The following is a 15,475-nucleotide window of genomic DNA, read 5'->3' as shown; positions in this document are numbered from 1 at the left end:
GCCATGCCGATCCGGAAGCTTAGACGGCGCGCAGGTACGGGCTCGTACGACATCCGGGCCGACAATCTGATATGGACGTTCACATGTAACCTCATCTCGGACATGCCGTCGCTGCACGCGACAGGAGCGATGTGAGAGCGATCCTCACAAGTAGCAGGATCAGTGTCGCAGGTGACAGATCCGTCTCCAAGGCCGGGCGCCATGGCCAGAACAACCATTGGATAGGCTTATTGGCGCCATCCTGGCCTGTCTCGCATCAGCTCGGCTTCGCTTCCATGTTAGCGAGCGGACCGATCGTTGCGATTTCACGAAAAGGGCCGCTTGACGCACTCCTCTTCGGGCACCGGCACATGGCGGAATAGGGCATACAGCAGCAGATCGTAGACGATCTTCAGCCCACCACCGATCACGAGTGGCCAGCCAAACGTCGAAATTCCTAGCAAATAGCCGGCCAGCACTGGGCTGGCGGCAGCTGCCAAGCTGCGAGGAACCGAGGTCACGCTGGCAGCCGCAGAGCGTTCATGCGCGGGCACGATCGCCATCACAAAGGAACTGCGGGTCGGAACGTCCATTTGTGACAACGCGCTACGCATGAATAGCAGTGCCAGGGCCCACTCCAACGTGGGCATGAATGGTATTGCGATCAGTAGCAGGCTTGATGGCAGGTGCGTAAATACCATGGTATTGACCAGCCCATACCTGCCAGCAATGCGGACTGCTACCAGATAGGACAGGGCTGCCAGGACACCAGTCCAGAAAAAGATCAGGCCAGCCATCAGGGACGAGAGCTGAAACTTTTGAAAAAGCCACAAGGCGAGTAGTGATTGCACAACGAAGCCACCACCGAAGGCATCCACCGAAAACAAGGCAGCCAGGATGTAAATGGACTTCCGCGGTTGGGCGAACGGCGCTGCTGGAGCCGTTACCGCGCTCGCTTGCTGAGCCGGCAAACTTCGGTAAATCCAGGCGGACAGCCCGCCGGCGATGCCGTATAGCGCGAACATGAGCTGGTGGGCCAGCTTCATGTCCAGATGGATGGCTGACGCCAGCAGGGCTGGAGCTCCCGCCAGCAGGCTGCCCACCGCCGCGACCAACGTCCCAACCTGACTGTAGCGTGCAAACGTCGCTGTCCGACTTCGGTCTTCCACCGATTGCGCCAGGAAAGCATGTTCGAGCGGAAGAAATACGCTCACATCGCCGCTGGAAGGATTCAGCGTACCGACGAACGCAATGAGCAGCAAAGGCCAAAAGTCGGTGACGGTCGCAAAACCAAGGCCAGTACCGGCCATTAATGCGGCGGCGGCCAGCAACAGGCTGCGATAGGGATAGCGCCGCGCCAGCGCGCCCACCCACAAGGTCATGATGCCCGAGCCAAACAGGGTGGCGGTGGCGATGAGCCCGAGCTGGAACGGACTCATGCCGAGCAAGCTGAGGTAGACAGGAAGGAGGATGCTGACATAGCCGTCCGCAAGGCCGCGCAGGCTACGTGCCCAGAGCAGGCGATGGATGTTGAGCTCAGACATGGTACTGGTGCGCCCAATTGCTTGCGGCGTCCAGCGCGTTCCTGGTGGCGCACGCAGGGGCCAGACTCAAGAACGGAGGTGTTAGCCCTTTGTTAACAGCCTTGGCGCAAGTGTCGAGCGATTTGGCCAAGGCGAACCGTGGTTGTCCCTTCACTGCGAATTGACGCCATGTTCTCATGAGTTCCATGCGGATGGCATCCATCAGGCCGGAAGTCCAGCCTTCCGTAATCCGTCAACCAGGATGGCGAGATTTTCCGGGTTGTGGATCGGCAGCCAGTCCGTGAGGTTGGACAGACGAAGGTCTGGGGCCAGCTTGCGCACATGGTCCATTGCCCGCTGCGCGTCGGAGACACGTTCCGAGAAGGCATGGCAGGCAGCGAGAACGACCGCTACCAGCAAAAAGCTCGGCAACTCGCGGAATGCCTTCTCCGCCCACGCCGTCGCTTCGTCATAATGACGCTCAAACAAGTGCGCCGCCGCCATACCTGCTTGCATACGGTATAACTCTGGGTCGAGCGGGCTCAGGCGCATCGCGCGCTCAAAATACGTCATGGAGGAGGCGGTTTCTCCATGCCATAGCCGCAAATAAGCCCCCAGGAACCACGCCGCCGCAAGGTTGGGATTGAGCAGCAGCGCCTTATCCAACAAGGCGATCCCGCCGTGGAAATCGCCGGCAAGATGCGCCAGCGTGTGTCCGCCGCGGGTGAGCGCGACCGCATCGTTTTTCCCCAGTTCGACGGCACGTCGTGCGAGCCGCACCCCTTCCGCGTATTCCAGCGCCGGGTCGTCCATCCAACGATTGACCTTGCGCCAGCAATAGCACCAGCCCGCCATCGCATAGGCCGACGCGAATTCCGGATCGGCCTCCTGCGCACACTGGAACAGCGGCAACGCTTGTCGGATGCTGTCCCTGGTGCCAGCATGGAGTTGGGCCATGCCTCGCAGGTAGTAATCATAGGCGTCAAGACTTTCGGTGGCCTTATGCCGTGCGCGCGCGATCTCCGCCTGCTCAAGCTGCGGTGCGATTGCCCCGACGACGTTCTCAGTCATCTGATCCTGGAATTTGAAGATGTCGCCCATTACACCTTCGAAGCGGTCCGCCCATAGGTGCCCGCCAGTGGCTGCTTCAATCAACTGTCCCGTGACCCGGAAGTGGTTCTGCGCGTTGCGCCAACTGCCTTCGAGTACATAGCGCACGCCCAACTCGCGACCGATCTGCTTGACGTCGATGTTCCGGTTTTTGTAGGTGAAGCTCGAATTGCGTGCCACGACAAACAGCCAGCGGTAGCGCGATAGCGCGGCAATAATGTCCTCCACGACTCCGTCGGCCAGATAGTCCTGTTCACGATCGCCACTCAGGTTCACGAAAGGCAGCACGGCAATCGACGGCTTGTCGGCCAAGGGAGGGGGCAACACTGCGCCGTCGGGCAACCAGTTGGAGTCGCTGCTCAATTGGCCAGTGCCGGTCTCCGCGCCGGCCACCTGGACAGTGGCAGTAAAGCGGAATCCTTTGCGCGCCATGGTCCGGATCACCCGTTGCTGCTGGCCATCGTCACCGACCGCTTTGCGCACCGCATTGATGTGGCTAGCCAGCGTCGACTCCGAAACGACGCGCCCATCCCATACGCTATCGATGAGGTCGGTGCGGCTGACGACGCGCTCACGCTGGCAGGCCAGATAGGCCAACAGGTCGAAGACTTTGGGGGGGATGGCAACGGCCACCTCGGCACGCTTGAGTTCGCGCCGATCCAGGTCGAGCACGCAGTCGTCAAACACTAAAAGCATTCGGGGCACCTTCTCAATGAATATCCAAGTGAAAACCAATGGTATCGCAAGGGATCGCCAAAGTATTGCTGTGGACGGCGACGCATACTGACTACATCGCTTAGCGCCATGCAGATGGCGGAAAAGTCCACTCTACAGGAGATAGCAATGAAAATTGTCGTGATCGGCGGTAACGGCCTGATTGGTTCGAACGTGGTCAACCGTCTGCGCCTCATCGGCCATGAGATCATCGCGGCATCGCCCCGCTCTGGCGTGAACGCAGTCACTGGAGAAGGCCTGGCAGCCGCCCTTGCCGGGGCCCAAGTGGTGATCGACGTGGCCAACTCGCCTTCGTTCGAAGACCAGGCCGTAATGGACTTCTTCCAGGCATCAAGCCGCAATCTGCTGGCTGCGGAAGCCGAGGCTGGTGTGCAGCATCACCTTGCACTGTCGGTCGTGGGCGCCGACCGCCTGACCGACAGCGGCTACATGCGCGCCAAGGCCGCCCAAGAAGCCTTGATTGAGGCATCCAGCGTGCCTTACACCATCCTGCGCGCCACGCAGTTCTTCGAGTTTGTGGAGAGCATCGTCCATTCTGGCGCGGATGGCAGCGCAATACGGCTTTCGCCAGCGCTGATTCAGCCCGTCGCAGCGGACGACGTTTGTGCCGTGCTGGCCGATCTCGCCGTGGGTGCCCCGCTCAATGGCATGATCGAACTCGGCGGCCCAGACCGCTTCCCGCTCGACGAGCTTGCGCGCAAATTCCTCGCCGCTCGGGGCGACACGCACGAGGTCATCGCCGACGTGCATGCGCGCTATTTCGGGGCCGAACTGAATGACCGTTCGTTGGTCACCGGTGACAACCCACGCATCGGTCCGACCCGTTTCCAGAATTGGTTGCTGCACCCGTCCGCCCGCTAACCACCCAAATCACCCACCAACCCAAGAGGTCCCATCATGACACAGCGTATCGACTACATGAAGCAATCGCCGGAACTGTTCAAGAAGTTCGTCGACTTCAGCTTGGCCCTCAAGCAGTCAGCGATTGAGGAATCCATCCGCGACCTGGTCGACATCCGGGCATCCCAAATCAACGGCTGCGCCTTCTGTGTGGACATGCACGTCAAGGAAGCCACCATGCACGGTGAGGGTGCACTGCGACTGCATCACGTCGCCACCTGGCGCGAATCCAACCTGTTCAATGAACGCGAACGGGCGGCCCTGGAATGGACCGAAATTCTGACGAAGAATCCCGCGGACGGCGTGTCCGATAGCGTCTACGACCATGTCCGCGCCCATCTGTCCGAGAAAGAACTGTCTGATCTCACCTTCCTGGTGATGTCGATCAACGCCTGGAACCGTATCAACGTCGGTTTCCGTCTCGTTCCAGGCGCCTATGACAAGGCGTTCGGCGTGGACAAGTCGGGCTTGTGATGTTGTGAAAAAGGGGAATGCCATGAAATCTCTGAAATTCGCTTTTGCCGTGCTGCTGGCGACGGGCGCGGGCAACATTGCCAACGCTGAACCGGCGCATCCGGACGCGCAAGTGACGCCGCTGATGACCAAGGTGCTTGCCGACTATCCGGGCAAGGAGGCGACGCTCATCACGGTGAACTATCCGCCGGGAGGTGAAAGTCCCATCCACAGGCACAATGCGCACGCCTTCGTCTACGTGCTCGAGGGTTCGATTGTGATGGGACTGCGCGGTGGAAAAAACGTGACTCTCATGCCGGGCGAGACCTTTTATGAAGGACCGGCCGATATCCACACGGTGTCTCGCAACGCCAGCGCTACGGCACCCGCCAAGTTTCTGGTCTTCCTGCTAAAGCATAAGGGCGCGCAGATTGTATTGCCGGCCCAATAGCGCCGAAGTGGCCAGTCCGCCTGGCTGGACTGGCCCATGCCCGCAAAGTGGCGTCACCAGTGCTATTGATATTCTCTGCTGTCTCGAAAACGGTAGTCATGATAATAGTTGTAATCGCGGTCCCTGCGCTCATAACTTCGGCTGTGGTACCGTCCGTCGACACCGTAAAGTGGCGAAACGACGCAGCCACTTAAACCGAGGACTGCGCAACATAGGATAATTAGCGTCTTCATGATGATCTCCATCCAGGTTAGCTAATTTTCTTGTAGCACGGAGTCGTCCTGTGGTCTGTACGGCAAGATACTTAACGGCAGCGAAGCGAGTTGATACACTGCAGTGCAAGGATGGTGTGAGGATCGCCGTTAACCGCGGTCGGTGAAATGCGCGACCTTTTGCAGAAGTTGGCCATGATCAAACGGCTTCGCAATATAGTCATCAAAGCCAGCGGCGAGAATACGTTCCCGGTCGCCGTCCATGGCCAGGGCCGTTACCGCAATCAGTGGAACGGAGCGCGTTATTGGGTGTGCGCGTAGCATCGTTGCGGCCTCGATGCCGTCGACACCTGGCATGGTGATGTCCATCAGTATCAGGTCCAACGGCTGGCTGCGGGCAATCTCGATACCGGGAAGTGCGCGTGCCGCAAGAAGCAGCTCATGGCCCTCGTTTGAAAGCAAGACAGTGAGCATCTCCATGTTTAATGGCGAATCTTCGATAATCAATATGCGGGCCATGTCATCACCTCGAAAAGGGAGAGTATCCGGCACCTGCGACCAGCACTGTCGAACGGTTGATCGTCAACGTTCGAAATAGTGCACTGCATCCGGGGCGCCGCGTGTAGGCGAGGCAAGTTCATCAGCACCATACCATGCCAGTGGAAAAGCAGTTGCAGTCGCACAGCTGTGCGCTGTCACCGCCTGGATGCGAACCTGAGCTCGAGCGCAACAAGAACGATGGAAATGATTCAGCTCCCGACCTGCGTCACTCGATGTGAAAGTGCCCGGAACGGGGCCGTCAAAGACCGATCATTGGCGCACATTTCGATGGCACCTGGCGACCGGCGTCCGTCGAGTTCAATATAAAACATAATATTGACAAACACACCAATACAGTTGCGAAATTGCATCAACGTTTCGCCAGAATTCTCGCGCCGATTGTGGAAATGTGTGAGAATTTGTCGACGTTGCCCAATCGCCTGCAGCGCTTTTTCCGATAGCCGGCCCCGCCCCGCCGACTCACGAAAGACATCATGATGCAGGTCTCCACTATTTCCGATGACTGCGCGGCTCAGGCCTGCATTGTCAACCGTTTCGCTGGCTCCGTGCGCGCATGGACGTTCCTGGTTCACCAGGGATATGACTATCGCCAAGTGTTCGAATTCCTGGCGAGCATGCAAGGCCCGGAAGGCGCGCCATCGCCTTCGACATGCGACATACTCCGACGAGCCGGCATTGACAGGCCCAGCCCTGAGCCGGTACCGCAGATGGAATAGGCCGGTGTAGTCGCGAGACGTGCTATGCCTTTGGTGCGGGACACGCGAAACTGTCTTTCTGTGACCATACGTGCGAGCGCGGGGAGTCAATCACCATTTGCGGTTATGGCTGAGGCCGTTGCGTAAGGCGACGGTCTGAACGTCGTCCAGGGGTACCCAATGCGATCCGTGCGTCGGCCCGCATGAGCACCGTTGCGGCCAGCGCGGCTTCCATGCCTTCGTCCACCGCCGCACGAAACGCCGCGTCCTGGCCGTACTTCTCCCGCGTTAAAAGTGCACGCGACATTATTTCAGCAGTAAGGTGGTAGTCAGTGGGCCTGGTCATCTGGCCATACTAGTCGTGCTGTGAGATGCTGCCGCACGCGACGCCCGCAAATGACTTTCAAGCGCGTTTGCATGCGCCTGTCGCTTGGCAGGCGCCCATCAGTTGAGCGGTTTCCGCTGACAGTATGCAAGGCAGACTGAGTTGGGCAATCCGTTAGCGGTGGACTCATGTGGTGCCGCAGTGCTTGTGCAAGTGGTGGAGGTTGACTTATATTCAAGTCTCATCTTCACGAGGTTGAAAAGCCATGTCACTTGCCGTCGATGCGCGGGTTGCCAGGTATATTCAGGAAACCCCGGAGTTGATGCACATCGCCGAACGCTGCATCCAGGAGTCGCCGACGCGATCTGCTGCGGCCAATCAGTTCATGGCCATCGTGACAGGCGGGCAGGGAAGAACACCATCTGGTGACCCCTATTCAAAGTACGCCTTCAAGCTCGCGATCAAAATGGCCTACAGTGAGGATTGAATCCCGTATGTGACTGACAAGTTCGCCTTTCACCCAGGAGTCGATCATGATTTTACAAGGGAAACGCTGCATCATCCACGGCGCCGCAGGCGCCATTGGCAGTGCTGTCGCGCGCACCTTCGCGCGCGAGGGTGCTCAATTGTTCCTGGCCGGCCGTACGCTGGAGAAGCTTGATGCGCTGGCGCAGGAATTACGCGCCGAAGGCGGAAGTGCACACGCCGCCCGCGTCGATGCACTCGATGAAGAATCGGTCTGGCATCACGCACGTGCCGTCGCGGAACAGGCGGGCGGCATTGATGTCATGTTCAATGCGGTAGGTATCCCGCATGTGCAGGGAGTGCCGTTTGCGGACTTGTCATATGAGGACTTCCAGCTCCCCGTGCGCGCCTACACGCGTACGATCTTCCTCACCGCTCAGGCGGCGGCGCGCTTTATGGCGCCACAACAATCGGGCGTCATCGTGACCTTGTCGACGCCTGGTGCGCGCCTCTCAGGTGCCGGCTTTCTTGGCAACGGCACGAGCAGCGCGGCGGTTGAAGCCATGTCACGTATCCTTGCCGGTGAACTGGGGCGCGACGGCATCCGGGTGATATGCATTCGTTCCGATGCGATTCCGGAAGCCGTGCCCGCGTCGCATGCCACGGCAGCGTTCGAAGGCATGGCGCGCAAGATGGGCATCAGCGTGGAAGCATTCCTGCAAGCGCGAGCGGATGGTGCCACCTTGCTCGGCCGCCTGCCAACGCTGGCCCAGCTCAGCGCATTTGCTGCGTTTGCCGTATCAGATGGAGGGGGCGCCATGACCGGCGCTATTGCCAACCTGACCTGTGGTTCATTGCCGGACTAGGATGACAGCAATGCATGGTCCTTTGCAGGGGATGCCGTTAGCGATTGATAACCGGTGGGGGACGCGCCAGAACGCGAACGGTGTGATGTAGGCAGTAGCGTTCGATCTCTGGCACTGCAGAAGCGCAGCCCCATGCCCAGCAACTTTTCCTTTAACGCCAGCATGAGTCACCAGATTTTTTTGACCACCGACCCGAGGCAGCAAATCCGGGCGAAGGAGGGACGGCTGCGACTGGCGATGTTGGCATCCGACACCGAGGTCCTTGATGAATTGATTTCGCCCAACTTTATCTTCACTAATCAATTTGGACAACTGTTCAGCAAGGAGGACGAGCTCGGGTTGCACCGATCCGGTGTTCTAGCATTTCACGCGCTTGAACCATCTGAGCCGGACCTAAGAGGAGATGACCAATGCATCGTTGTGTCGGTCCGCATGAAGGTGTCCGGCACGTATGGTGGTCTGGAGTTTAGGTTGGATCTGCGGTACACGCGGGTTTGGCGTTCGTTGCCAGACGGTACTTGGCAGCTCGTCGTCGCCCATAGCAGTTCGGTTGTTTAGTCGACCGCTCCAGCGATTGCGGTTGCAGCCTGTTGGATGAGCCTGATATCGATCATTTGTTGGCGGCAGGCGATAAGGAGAGCGGTGCTGCTGAGGTCGATCTGTTAGCCGCAGACATACTATGCCGCTGAAATGTCCATGCGGTACGTGCGAGTGCGACCTGGAAATTCCAATTCCCAGGTGCGATATTAAACTCCACAGCAAAGGGGATTCGATATGGAAGAATCTCAGAATTTTGGGAGGCGCCACGACGTCAAAATGGCGGCCAAAGTGCAGTGCGGAAAATCGCTGAAGTTCATTGCGGGCATTGATGAGGCGCGACGCTATTTAGTGAACTGCGGAGCGCCGCTCGATGTCATAGAACGGGTACTTGCCTACCCGAACTCGCGACGCCCATCTGGTGCCGTTAATGATGCCGACAGGCGCAACAGCGCCTAGCCAAAAAGCCCGCTTTGCGCAAACTGGCATCGAATAGTTGCCTGTGGACTCAACGGGAACAGTATTGCTGACTAAAGCGAAGAAACACCAAGCTACATCTGGCTCACACAGCTTCGCTGAGGATCAACGAATCATCAAGAACCAGGTCGTCGAACGAGTATTGCGTCGAGGTGCAGGGTTTAGGATTCTTAGTGAAGTTGAATTGCGAGAGCCCTAACAACGCAAAGTGCTTTCCCGATGTGTTCCGATCGATCCCATTCACTCTCGGCGCGTGGAAGCGGATCATGAAGCGAACGCCAGGTAGGGCGACGCGACTACCCTGGCATTGCACATCGATGTCAACTAGATCACCGGTGCGAACGACGCTCGCAGAAGCAAAGCCGTGCCGAGTCATGCAATGGAAAAGCACGGTGACCTCCCTTGCTGGAAAGAAAATAGTATCATGACAACACTGTGCGCCCTGGTATTAACGCCAGGGACCGTTGCTAATTGGGACTGATGGTGCATCCGGGCGACAGCGCGCAAGTGATTTCGGCCAACGCTTCTCGATGTCGCGCGTCGAAGAGCTCTTTTGACCATTCACGCCGTCATCAAGCGCGATATCGAATCTTGGCACTTGTTTAGTCGCCAAATGCTGACATGATGTCCATTGCTACGTACCGATTTGCGTCGTAGGCTTCGGCGGGACCATCATGCCCCGTTCCAGCATCACTGATAGCAAATTCGGTGAGCAGGCGAACGGCACGAGGAATGTGGTGCCGACTGGGGTAAACAAAATGGAGCGTGAATTCCTCGCTGTTTTCAGGCAGGACTTCCACCACCGCGAGGCAAAAGTAAGATTGACTTCAATATTTTTGCAGCCAGACTGCCGGCAGTCATCATGCAGCGACTCGCTGAGGATGGCGCATAGCTGCACAGCAGCCTCAGGCGTGAATGAAAAAGCGTTACGGCAATGAGTTGAGATCGTCGGGCTGGAAAATATGTCTCCCATCGACCTCAGCGCGTGCCACGATGCCCCATGATGCCGTCATTTTTATGTCGACCTGCGACTTCATTCTGGGTGGCTTTCTGCTGCTGCTTGTTGATGTCGCCTGTTTTGCCAGGGAACGCTTTTTGAGGCGTTGGGTCCTGGACTTTCTTTGTACTGTTCATGATGTTCTCCTTCAACGTATTAGGACATCGTGCGTGCACTGGTCGACTGGCGATGGAACGCCTGGCGCGTGATGTCCTTGGCCGCGCTTCTACGTCATGACTCGTATTCAGTGTACGCCCTAACTCGCTGGCGCGTTGGTGCAGTGATCGTCGATGCCCACCACGGTAGCGAGCTGGGAATTGCGATCCCAAGGTGAGCTATAGTGAGCGAATCATTTCCGGGCACGTCGGGAGCTTGTATGAACTCATCTCAAACCGAAAACTTGTCTTCGGCAGGTGAATCACATGTCGATCATTTGCGTTTTCATCGCCAGCACGAACACTTATCCAAGACGTTTGGGAGTGACGCGTTCGGGCTGAAGGCGGAAGCCTTTGCGCGCTTCCTTGGCACCTCACTTTTTCTTGGCCTGCAATCCATCATTGTCGCCACGTGGATTGCAGCCAGTGTCTTTGGGTTGGTTCATTTTGACGTCTACCCCTTCATCCTCCTGAATCTGGTATTTAGCTTGCAGGCGGCCTATGCTGCACCGCTTATCTTGTTAGCACAAACGCGCCAAGCGGCGCGGGACAAGGCGCACTCTGAAGCCGACGCCAAGCACCGCGAGGCGATCGCCGTCGCATCGACCAAGCATTCCGCGCAAACGTTGGAGCTGCTCCGTCAGAACACTGAGCTGACAGAAATCACCAGGGCGATGGCAGAGCGAATCGAAACGTTGACGGCCGAAATCCACCGTCACCTTGTTCAGGACGCCACGCGAAAAGGCAGAGATTGACGAGTTGCGCTTCTGTTACTATCGCGTCCCGTTGTGGGGATTTTGCTTCAGACTGAGTGCAGCAATCGAATGCCACGTGCTGGCGCTAGAGGAATGGTTGGTGAGGCAATGCTCCGTCGGCGTGCCGCGTCAAATAGCACCCGCATGATGACTGGTGTTTGGACGGCATGGATGCGCAATAGTGCTTCAGCGTAGAACCGATTGTGAACCCCCATCATCTCGATAGCCTGATCGATCGTTTCGGAAAGCGTGATATTTGTCCTGGGTAAGCGGAACTTTAGGACGGTTCGCAATCCTGTCGCAGCCAGTTTTGTCGCCTGTTCGGCACCTTCCTCGCCGTTCGCTGGGCCCTGCTCCCGTAACATGTCTCGGCCATTGGAGGTTGAAGCGCGCCGTGGGCCATTCTGGGAGAGTACCCGCGTCGCCACACCTTTTGGAACTGCGTGCATTTGCAGGTATTGCCATGTGAGTAAGCATCCGGAAGATGTCGCCATTTTGATCGCTGTATCGACGGCCAAGGCCATGCCTTCGTCGGGCCGAGTGAAATCTTTCATATAGCCTCCGCTTCAGTGATTGCACTGCTGCGGACTGGAATCGATATAGTCAGGGCAGCCATTGACGATAGCATGGGGACACGCCATCGCCTAAGCATATATATGGATCGATTCGGCGACACGATAGTCATGGTCTTCAAATGCTATGCGCGTTGCGGTTCGCGGCGCGCGGGCCTCGATAAATGGTTGACCTAAAGTTAGCTACGCGAAGGGCAGACCACTACTGCGAAGCACTTCTGAGTGTGTGGAGGAGTGACGGGATGTGCGTCAGGCAGGGACTGAACCCCGACCAATCTCTCCAGAATTTAATTTAGCAAGCATCCAAAGTAGCGCAAAGTAATTCATGGTCGCTCTGGTCAGGCGCCAACACCGGCAAGTTGATCGGGGGCCGAGTTACGACAGCCATGTCAATCAAGCGACAACGGCGTCGGGGGGATATCGGATTTTCCGCCTTACTGGCTCGGATCAACGGCGGTGATGACGATGCCGCGAGCCAACAGAAAAACGATCGGATCCAAGGGGAAGTTCAACAGGTATGCTTCGCGGGCATGGCGTCCTGTCACGCGCGTTTGGACAATGGTCGCTGCTGCGCTGAGGGTCGGTTTGTCGTCGGATAAGATGGAGATCACGTGCCGTTTCAATTCACGGTCGACGTAGCAAATTTCCCAGGTCGGCATGATGAGTGCGAATGTTGATGATGCGTTACGAAAAGTCTAGCATTGCGCACAATTGCTCCGCAATACTTGGTAACCCGCATCTTGCGTAAGATTGATTTTCGTCAAACCCTCCATATTCGCCGACACTATGCTTATCGAATGAGGTACTTCGATCAGTCATCCTATTCACGAAACCCATACACGCGATGCAGATCGAGCCTTGCCCTGGAGCGATTTGCGGCGGCATCAACCAGCGCGGCTACCCGATACAACCTTGAAATGGGCGCATGCATGGCTCCTGGTTCCACAGGGCAAGGAGCGCAACTCTTGCCTTGCGATCGCCAGCTCAAAAAAGGAATAAGTGCTCGCCCAGGCAAGTTCCGTTGGCCGGGGCGAGCGTAGGCCTGATGAACTACCGAGCTGCGTCGAATTAATAGTAATGCCTACCTCGGCCCGCCGCGCACTCAACGGGACCAGGGGGGGCAGGCTAGGTAGGGGGAACAGAAGGGAAGTCAGGTCGAAACGGCCTTCTACGTACAACCAAGGCGCACTGTTCTAATCTTTGCGAGTTCTCATTCGGAGGAGGCAATCGATTCTGCCAAGAGGCGTCCGTTCATGGTGCGGCCACGAACAAAGACCTCTGCGTCGTTGAGAGTAGACGGGGATGTGTTCAGGAATTCTGTTTGCGAGGACCAGATCACAAGGTGCGAACTGTCAGGTCGCTTCAAGATGAACGACCTGCTATTGATCTTGATGTCCCTGGCGACGCCCCGCAACACGATTGCGTGGCGGTAGAGCATTTCACGCGCGAAGTCGATTGCATTTGACTTGATGTAAGTGGTGGGATGCTCGCTATCCCTTGTATCGCGGGCTGTCACGGTAAGCTCTCCCGGTCGGATTGTCGATTCGAATTTGCATGGTAAAGCCAAACTATGCCACAGAGCTTGGTGGATCAGCATGGACCACACAGGCGTGTGCGGGATGCAATGGGCCTACGTTTGCGGCTTCGCGCGAGGCGCAGTAACAGCTGTCGCGAGGCACTATTGATGATGCGCAAGTCCATGCGAGGCGGTGTGTAGCAATCGCTGCCGTGAGGGAAGTGCCGGATTCAGATTGAGCCACGGCCGCGCCGACGATTACGGCAACGTTGTTGCGCAATTCGGCACGCCGGCGTCCATGTCGCGCAAGGGGAGCTGCTATGATTGATCGAATGCGCGGCAAACCCCGTCGTTTACGGCGGGATCAAGAGCGCGGACGGCGCCGCCGTCCTTTACTTCGCATTAATGTGGTGTTTGCTGTTGTTGGATGTATTGCTGGATCACCGCAAGTGGGGCGCCGCAGCAGCTCCCGGCAAAATATGAGGGGGACCACAAGGCTCCGCCCCACAGTTTTTGCCTGATGGACGGGTAATTTCTATTCTGAATCACTCGGCTGAATGCACCCTTGAGGCTGTTGACCAGGCGCGAAACTGCCACCCTCGGCGGGTAGTTCACCAGCAAGTGCACATGGTCATCTTCACCATCAAATTCGATGAGCTGCGCTTCGAAGTCCGCGCAGACGCGGGCGAAGATCTGACGCAAGTCGTCCAGTATCTCTTTGGCAAACACATTGCGGCGATATTTGGTGACGAAGACCAAATGTACATGCATCATGAACACGCAATGCCTTCCTTGGCGGAGCTCGCTTGAAGTGCTCATAGACCAAACTTTAGTGAAGGTATGCTGCGTCTACAAGCCTTCCGATTCGAACTGGTTCCTGATGGCCGACAACAACGCCTAATGTGCTGCTTTGCCGGAGCGTGCCGGTTCGTCTTTAATAAAGCCTTGGCACTGCTCAAAGAAAACCACGTGGCTGGCGAGCCATTTATCGGCTATGTCACGATGGCAAAGCATTTGACCACATGGCGCAACGATCCGAAAATGCCCTGGCTGCGCGAGGCGCCATGCCATCCATTGCAACATGCGCTCAAACATCTGGATCAAGCGTTCTGCAATTTCTTTGCGGAGCGGGCTGCCTACCCTTGTTTCAAGCGCAAGGGAGACCAGGCATCATTCCGCTACCCGGACGCCAGACAGTTCAAACTCGACCAGAGTAATTGCCGGATTTTTCTGCCGAAGCTGGGCTGGATGCGCTACCGGAATAGCCGCCACGTCGTGGGAGAACTGCGCAACGTGACGGTAAGTCGCGTTGCCGGAAAATGGTTCGTTTCAATTCAGACCCAACTCGAAGCCGAACCCTGCGCTCCAGTAGTGAATTCCGCGGTCGGTATCGATGTGGGAATCGTCCACTTTGCGAAGCTCGACGATGGCGCGCACATCGTGCCGGTGAATTGTTTTGAGCGGCATCGAAAGCGTCTGGCAAGGTATCAACGGCAAATGTGCCGAAAGGTGAAATTCAGCCGGAACTGGCGTAAGGCCAAAGCCCGTGTGCGGAGATTGCACGCGCGCATTGCCAATATACGCAGGGACTTCCTGCATAAGGCCAGCACGGCGATCAGCAAAAGCCACGCGATCGTCTGTATCGAAGACTTGCAAGTCAAAAACATGACGAGGTCGGCCAAGGGAACGGCGCAGCAGCCAGGCAAAATGGTGAGACAGAAACAGGGGCTGAACCGCAGCATTCTGAATCAGGGCTGGGGCGAGTTCAGGCGCCAGCTGCTGTATAAATTGGCTTGGAATGGCGGGATCCTGGTTGCTGTGCCGCCGCACCATACGAGTCAGACTTGCCCGGATTGCGGTCATGTGTCGCCCGAAAGCCGCCGTACGCAGGCACGCTTTCAATGTGTCGGGTGCGGCTATACGAACCATGCCGACGTGGTCGGCGCGATCAACATATTAGAGCGGGGGCTCCGCTTGTTAGCCTGTGGAGAGCTGGCGCAGTCAGGTCACTCTGTGAAGCAGGAACCCACCGAAGTGACTACGCAATTTGCCGCGTAGCGCTTTAGGGCGAGGAGGAGGTCAAGGATCGTCGCATCGAGTTGGTGATGCAATCACGCAAGCGGTTATATTCCGATTACGGGAAACAGAATCTAGCCGAATGATAGTTAAGGAGCACCGTCGCGTGAACGGG

17 protein-coding genes are annotated in these 15,475 nt (G+C 57.3%); 9 read left to right on the top strand and 8 right to left on the bottom strand.

The window, feature by feature from the left end; translation table 11 throughout:
• Window positions 1–305 precede the first annotated feature (305 nt).
• Both ASD58_RS18365 and ASD58_RS18355 read right to left on the bottom strand, forming a co-directional pair.
• Window positions 306–1,523, bottom strand: a complete 1,218-nt coding sequence (locus ASD58_RS18365; RefSeq protein ID WP_057262673.1) for an MFS transporter — start codon at window positions 1,521–1,523, stop codon at window positions 306–308.
• 201 nt (window positions 1,524–1,724) lie between these two features.
• Window positions 1,725–3,308 carry a winged helix-turn-helix domain-containing protein gene (locus tag ASD58_RS18355; protein WP_057262671.1) on the bottom strand — a complete coding sequence of 528 codons (1,584 nt, stop codon included), beginning with the start codon at window positions 3,306–3,308 and terminating at the stop codon, window positions 1,725–1,727.
• A 147-nt stretch (window positions 3,309–3,455) separates the two neighbouring features.
• Here ASD58_RS18355 and ASD58_RS18350 point away from each other — a divergent pair, with 147 nt between their 5' ends.
• The 3 genes from ASD58_RS18350 to ASD58_RS18340 are packed head-to-tail and all read left to right on the top strand — an operon-like array spanning window position 3,456 to window position 5,151.
• Window positions 3,456–4,208 (top strand): SDR family oxidoreductase, encoded by a 753-nt coding sequence (locus ASD58_RS18350; protein ID WP_057262670.1) that lies wholly within the window; start codon window positions 3,456–3,458, stop codon window positions 4,206–4,208.
• A gap of 36 nt (window positions 4,209–4,244) precedes the next feature.
• Window positions 4,245–4,721: a carboxymuconolactone decarboxylase family protein gene (locus ASD58_RS18345; RefSeq protein ID WP_057262669.1), complete on the top strand. Its 477-nt coding sequence runs from the start codon at window positions 4,245–4,247 to the stop codon at window positions 4,719–4,721.
• 22 nt (window positions 4,722–4,743) lie between these two features.
• Window positions 4,744–5,151 (top strand): cupin domain-containing protein, encoded by a 408-nt coding sequence (locus tag ASD58_RS18340; RefSeq protein WP_057262668.1) that lies wholly within the window; start codon window positions 4,744–4,746, stop codon window positions 5,149–5,151.
• Window positions 5,152–5,513: 362 nt separating this feature from the next.
• On the opposite strand, the gene ASD58_RS18335 is transcribed toward ASD58_RS18340, so the two are convergent.
• Window positions 5,514–5,882 carry a response regulator gene (locus tag ASD58_RS18335; protein ID WP_057262667.1) on the bottom strand — a complete coding sequence of 123 codons (369 nt, stop codon included), beginning with the start codon at window positions 5,880–5,882 and terminating at the stop codon, window positions 5,514–5,516.
• Window positions 5,883–7,209: 1,327 nt separating this feature from the next.
• On the opposite strand from ASD58_RS18335, the gene ASD58_RS18330 reads away from it, so the two are divergent.
• The 4 genes from ASD58_RS18330 to ASD58_RS31345 all read left to right on the top strand — a co-directional run bounded on the left by ASD58_RS18330 (window position 7,210) and on the right by ASD58_RS31345 (window position 9,271).
• A complete protein-coding gene (locus ASD58_RS18330; protein WP_057262666.1) occupies window positions 7,210–7,431 on the top strand; it encodes a hypothetical protein in 222 nt (73 codons plus the stop codon).
• Between the two features lie 46 nt (window positions 7,432–7,477).
• Complete coding sequence (locus ASD58_RS18325; protein WP_057262665.1) at window positions 7,478–8,275, top strand: SDR family NAD(P)-dependent oxidoreductase; 798 nt, start codon at window positions 7,478–7,480, stop codon at window positions 8,273–8,275.
• A 132-nt stretch (window positions 8,276–8,407) separates the two neighbouring features.
• Window positions 8,408–8,833: a nuclear transport factor 2 family protein gene (locus ASD58_RS18320; protein ID WP_229210020.1), complete on the top strand. Its 426-nt coding sequence runs from the start codon at window positions 8,408–8,410 to the stop codon at window positions 8,831–8,833.
• 216 nt (window positions 8,834–9,049) lie between these two features.
• Window positions 9,050–9,271, top strand: coding sequence for a hypothetical protein (locus ASD58_RS31345; protein ID WP_156401356.1), 222 nt, complete (start codon window positions 9,050–9,052; stop codon window positions 9,269–9,271).
• A 996-nt stretch (window positions 9,272–10,267) separates the two neighbouring features.
• Here the strand turns inward: ASD58_RS31345 and ASD58_RS31340 are convergent.
• Window positions 10,268–10,423: a hypothetical protein gene (locus tag ASD58_RS31340; RefSeq protein ID WP_156401355.1), complete on the bottom strand. Its 156-nt coding sequence runs from the start codon at window positions 10,421–10,423 to the stop codon at window positions 10,268–10,270.
• 239 nt (window positions 10,424–10,662) lie between these two features.
• On the opposite strand from ASD58_RS31340, the gene ASD58_RS18310 reads away from it, so the two are divergent.
• Complete coding sequence (locus ASD58_RS18310) at window positions 10,663–11,196, top strand: DUF1003 domain-containing protein (RefSeq protein WP_057262663.1); 534 nt, start codon at window positions 10,663–10,665, stop codon at window positions 11,194–11,196.
• 47 nt (window positions 11,197–11,243) lie between these two features.
• Here the strand turns inward: ASD58_RS18310 and ASD58_RS18305 are convergent, their stop codons facing one another.
• From ASD58_RS18305 to tnpA, 4 genes are all read right to left on the bottom strand, one after another.
• The gene (locus tag ASD58_RS18305; RefSeq protein ID WP_057262662.1) at window positions 11,244–11,750 is read right to left on the bottom strand and encodes a hypothetical protein; all 507 of its coding nucleotides are present in this window, start codon (window positions 11,748–11,750) and stop codon (window positions 11,244–11,246) included.
• 452 nt (window positions 11,751–12,202) lie between these two features.
• Complete coding sequence (locus ASD58_RS18300) at window positions 12,203–12,427, bottom strand: hypothetical protein (protein ID WP_057262661.1); 225 nt, start codon at window positions 12,425–12,427, stop codon at window positions 12,203–12,205.
• Between the two features lie 551 nt (window positions 12,428–12,978).
• Window positions 12,979–13,284, bottom strand: a complete 306-nt coding sequence (locus ASD58_RS18295; RefSeq protein WP_156401354.1) for a hypothetical protein — start codon at window positions 13,282–13,284, stop codon at window positions 12,979–12,981.
• A gap of 402 nt (window positions 13,285–13,686) precedes the next feature.
• Window positions 13,687–14,103, bottom strand: coding sequence for an IS200/IS605 family transposase (gene tnpA / locus ASD58_RS30625; protein ID WP_082565514.1), 417 nt, complete (start codon window positions 14,101–14,103; stop codon window positions 13,687–13,689).
• A gap of 21 nt (window positions 14,104–14,124) precedes the next feature.
• Here tnpA and ASD58_RS18285 point away from each other — a divergent pair, with 21 nt between their 5' ends.
• Window positions 14,125–15,342, top strand: coding sequence for an RNA-guided endonuclease TnpB family protein (locus tag ASD58_RS18285; protein ID WP_057262658.1), 1,218 nt, complete (start codon window positions 14,125–14,127; stop codon window positions 15,340–15,342).
• Window positions 15,343–15,475 lie beyond the last annotated feature (133 nt).

Origin of the sequence: Duganella sp. Root1480D1, assembly GCF_001427305.1 — a bacterium.
GTDB lineage: Bacteria > Pseudomonadota > Gammaproteobacteria > Burkholderiales > Burkholderiaceae_D > Rugamonas.
Note: the sequence above shows the minus strand (reverse complement) of the source record. Positions and strands in the feature narration are given on the sequence as shown.

Coding starts and splice junctions, on each gene's coding strand:
- ASD58_RS31340 (WP_156401355.1), bottom strand. CDS start 10,423: ATGAACAGTACAAAGAAAGTCCAGGACCCAACGCCTCAAAAAGCGTTC.
- ASD58_RS18320 (WP_229210020.1), top strand. CDS start 8,408: ATGCCCAGCAACTTTTCCTTTAACGCCAGCATGAGTCACCAGATTTTT.
- ASD58_RS18330 (WP_057262666.1), top strand. CDS start 7,210: ATGTCACTTGCCGTCGATGCGCGGGTTGCCAGGTATATTCAGGAAACC.
- ASD58_RS18350 (WP_057262670.1), top strand. CDS start 3,456: ATGAAAATTGTCGTGATCGGCGGTAACGGCCTGATTGGTTCGAACGTG.
- ASD58_RS18365 (WP_057262673.1), bottom strand. CDS start 1,523: ATGTCTGAGCTCAACATCCATCGCCTGCTCTGGGCACGTAGCCTGCGC.
- tnpA (WP_082565514.1), bottom strand. CDS start 14,103: ATGAGCACTTCAAGCGAGCTCCGCCAAGGAAGGCATTGCGTGTTCATG.
- ASD58_RS31345 (WP_156401356.1), top strand. CDS start 9,050: ATGGAAGAATCTCAGAATTTTGGGAGGCGCCACGACGTCAAAATGGCG.
- ASD58_RS18300 (WP_057262661.1), bottom strand. CDS start 12,427: ATGCCGACCTGGGAAATTTGCTACGTCGACCGTGAATTGAAACGGCAC.
- ASD58_RS18345 (WP_057262669.1), top strand. CDS start 4,245: ATGACACAGCGTATCGACTACATGAAGCAATCGCCGGAACTGTTCAAG.
- ASD58_RS18355 (WP_057262671.1), bottom strand. CDS start 3,308: ATGCTTTTAGTGTTTGACGACTGCGTGCTCGACCTGGATCGGCGCGAA.
- ASD58_RS18340 (WP_057262668.1), top strand. CDS start 4,744: ATGAAATCTCTGAAATTCGCTTTTGCCGTGCTGCTGGCGACGGGCGCG.
- ASD58_RS18305 (WP_057262662.1), bottom strand. CDS start 11,750: ATGAAAGATTTCACTCGGCCCGACGAAGGCATGGCCTTGGCCGTCGAT.
- ASD58_RS18325 (WP_057262665.1), top strand. CDS start 7,478: ATGATTTTACAAGGGAAACGCTGCATCATCCACGGCGCCGCAGGCGCC.
- ASD58_RS18335 (WP_057262667.1), bottom strand. CDS start 5,882: ATGGCCCGCATATTGATTATCGAAGATTCGCCATTAAACATGGAGATG.
- ASD58_RS18310 (WP_057262663.1), top strand. CDS start 10,663: ATGAACTCATCTCAAACCGAAAACTTGTCTTCGGCAGGTGAATCACAT.
- ASD58_RS18285 (WP_057262658.1), top strand. CDS start 14,125: ATGCTGCGTCTACAAGCCTTCCGATTCGAACTGGTTCCTGATGGCCGA.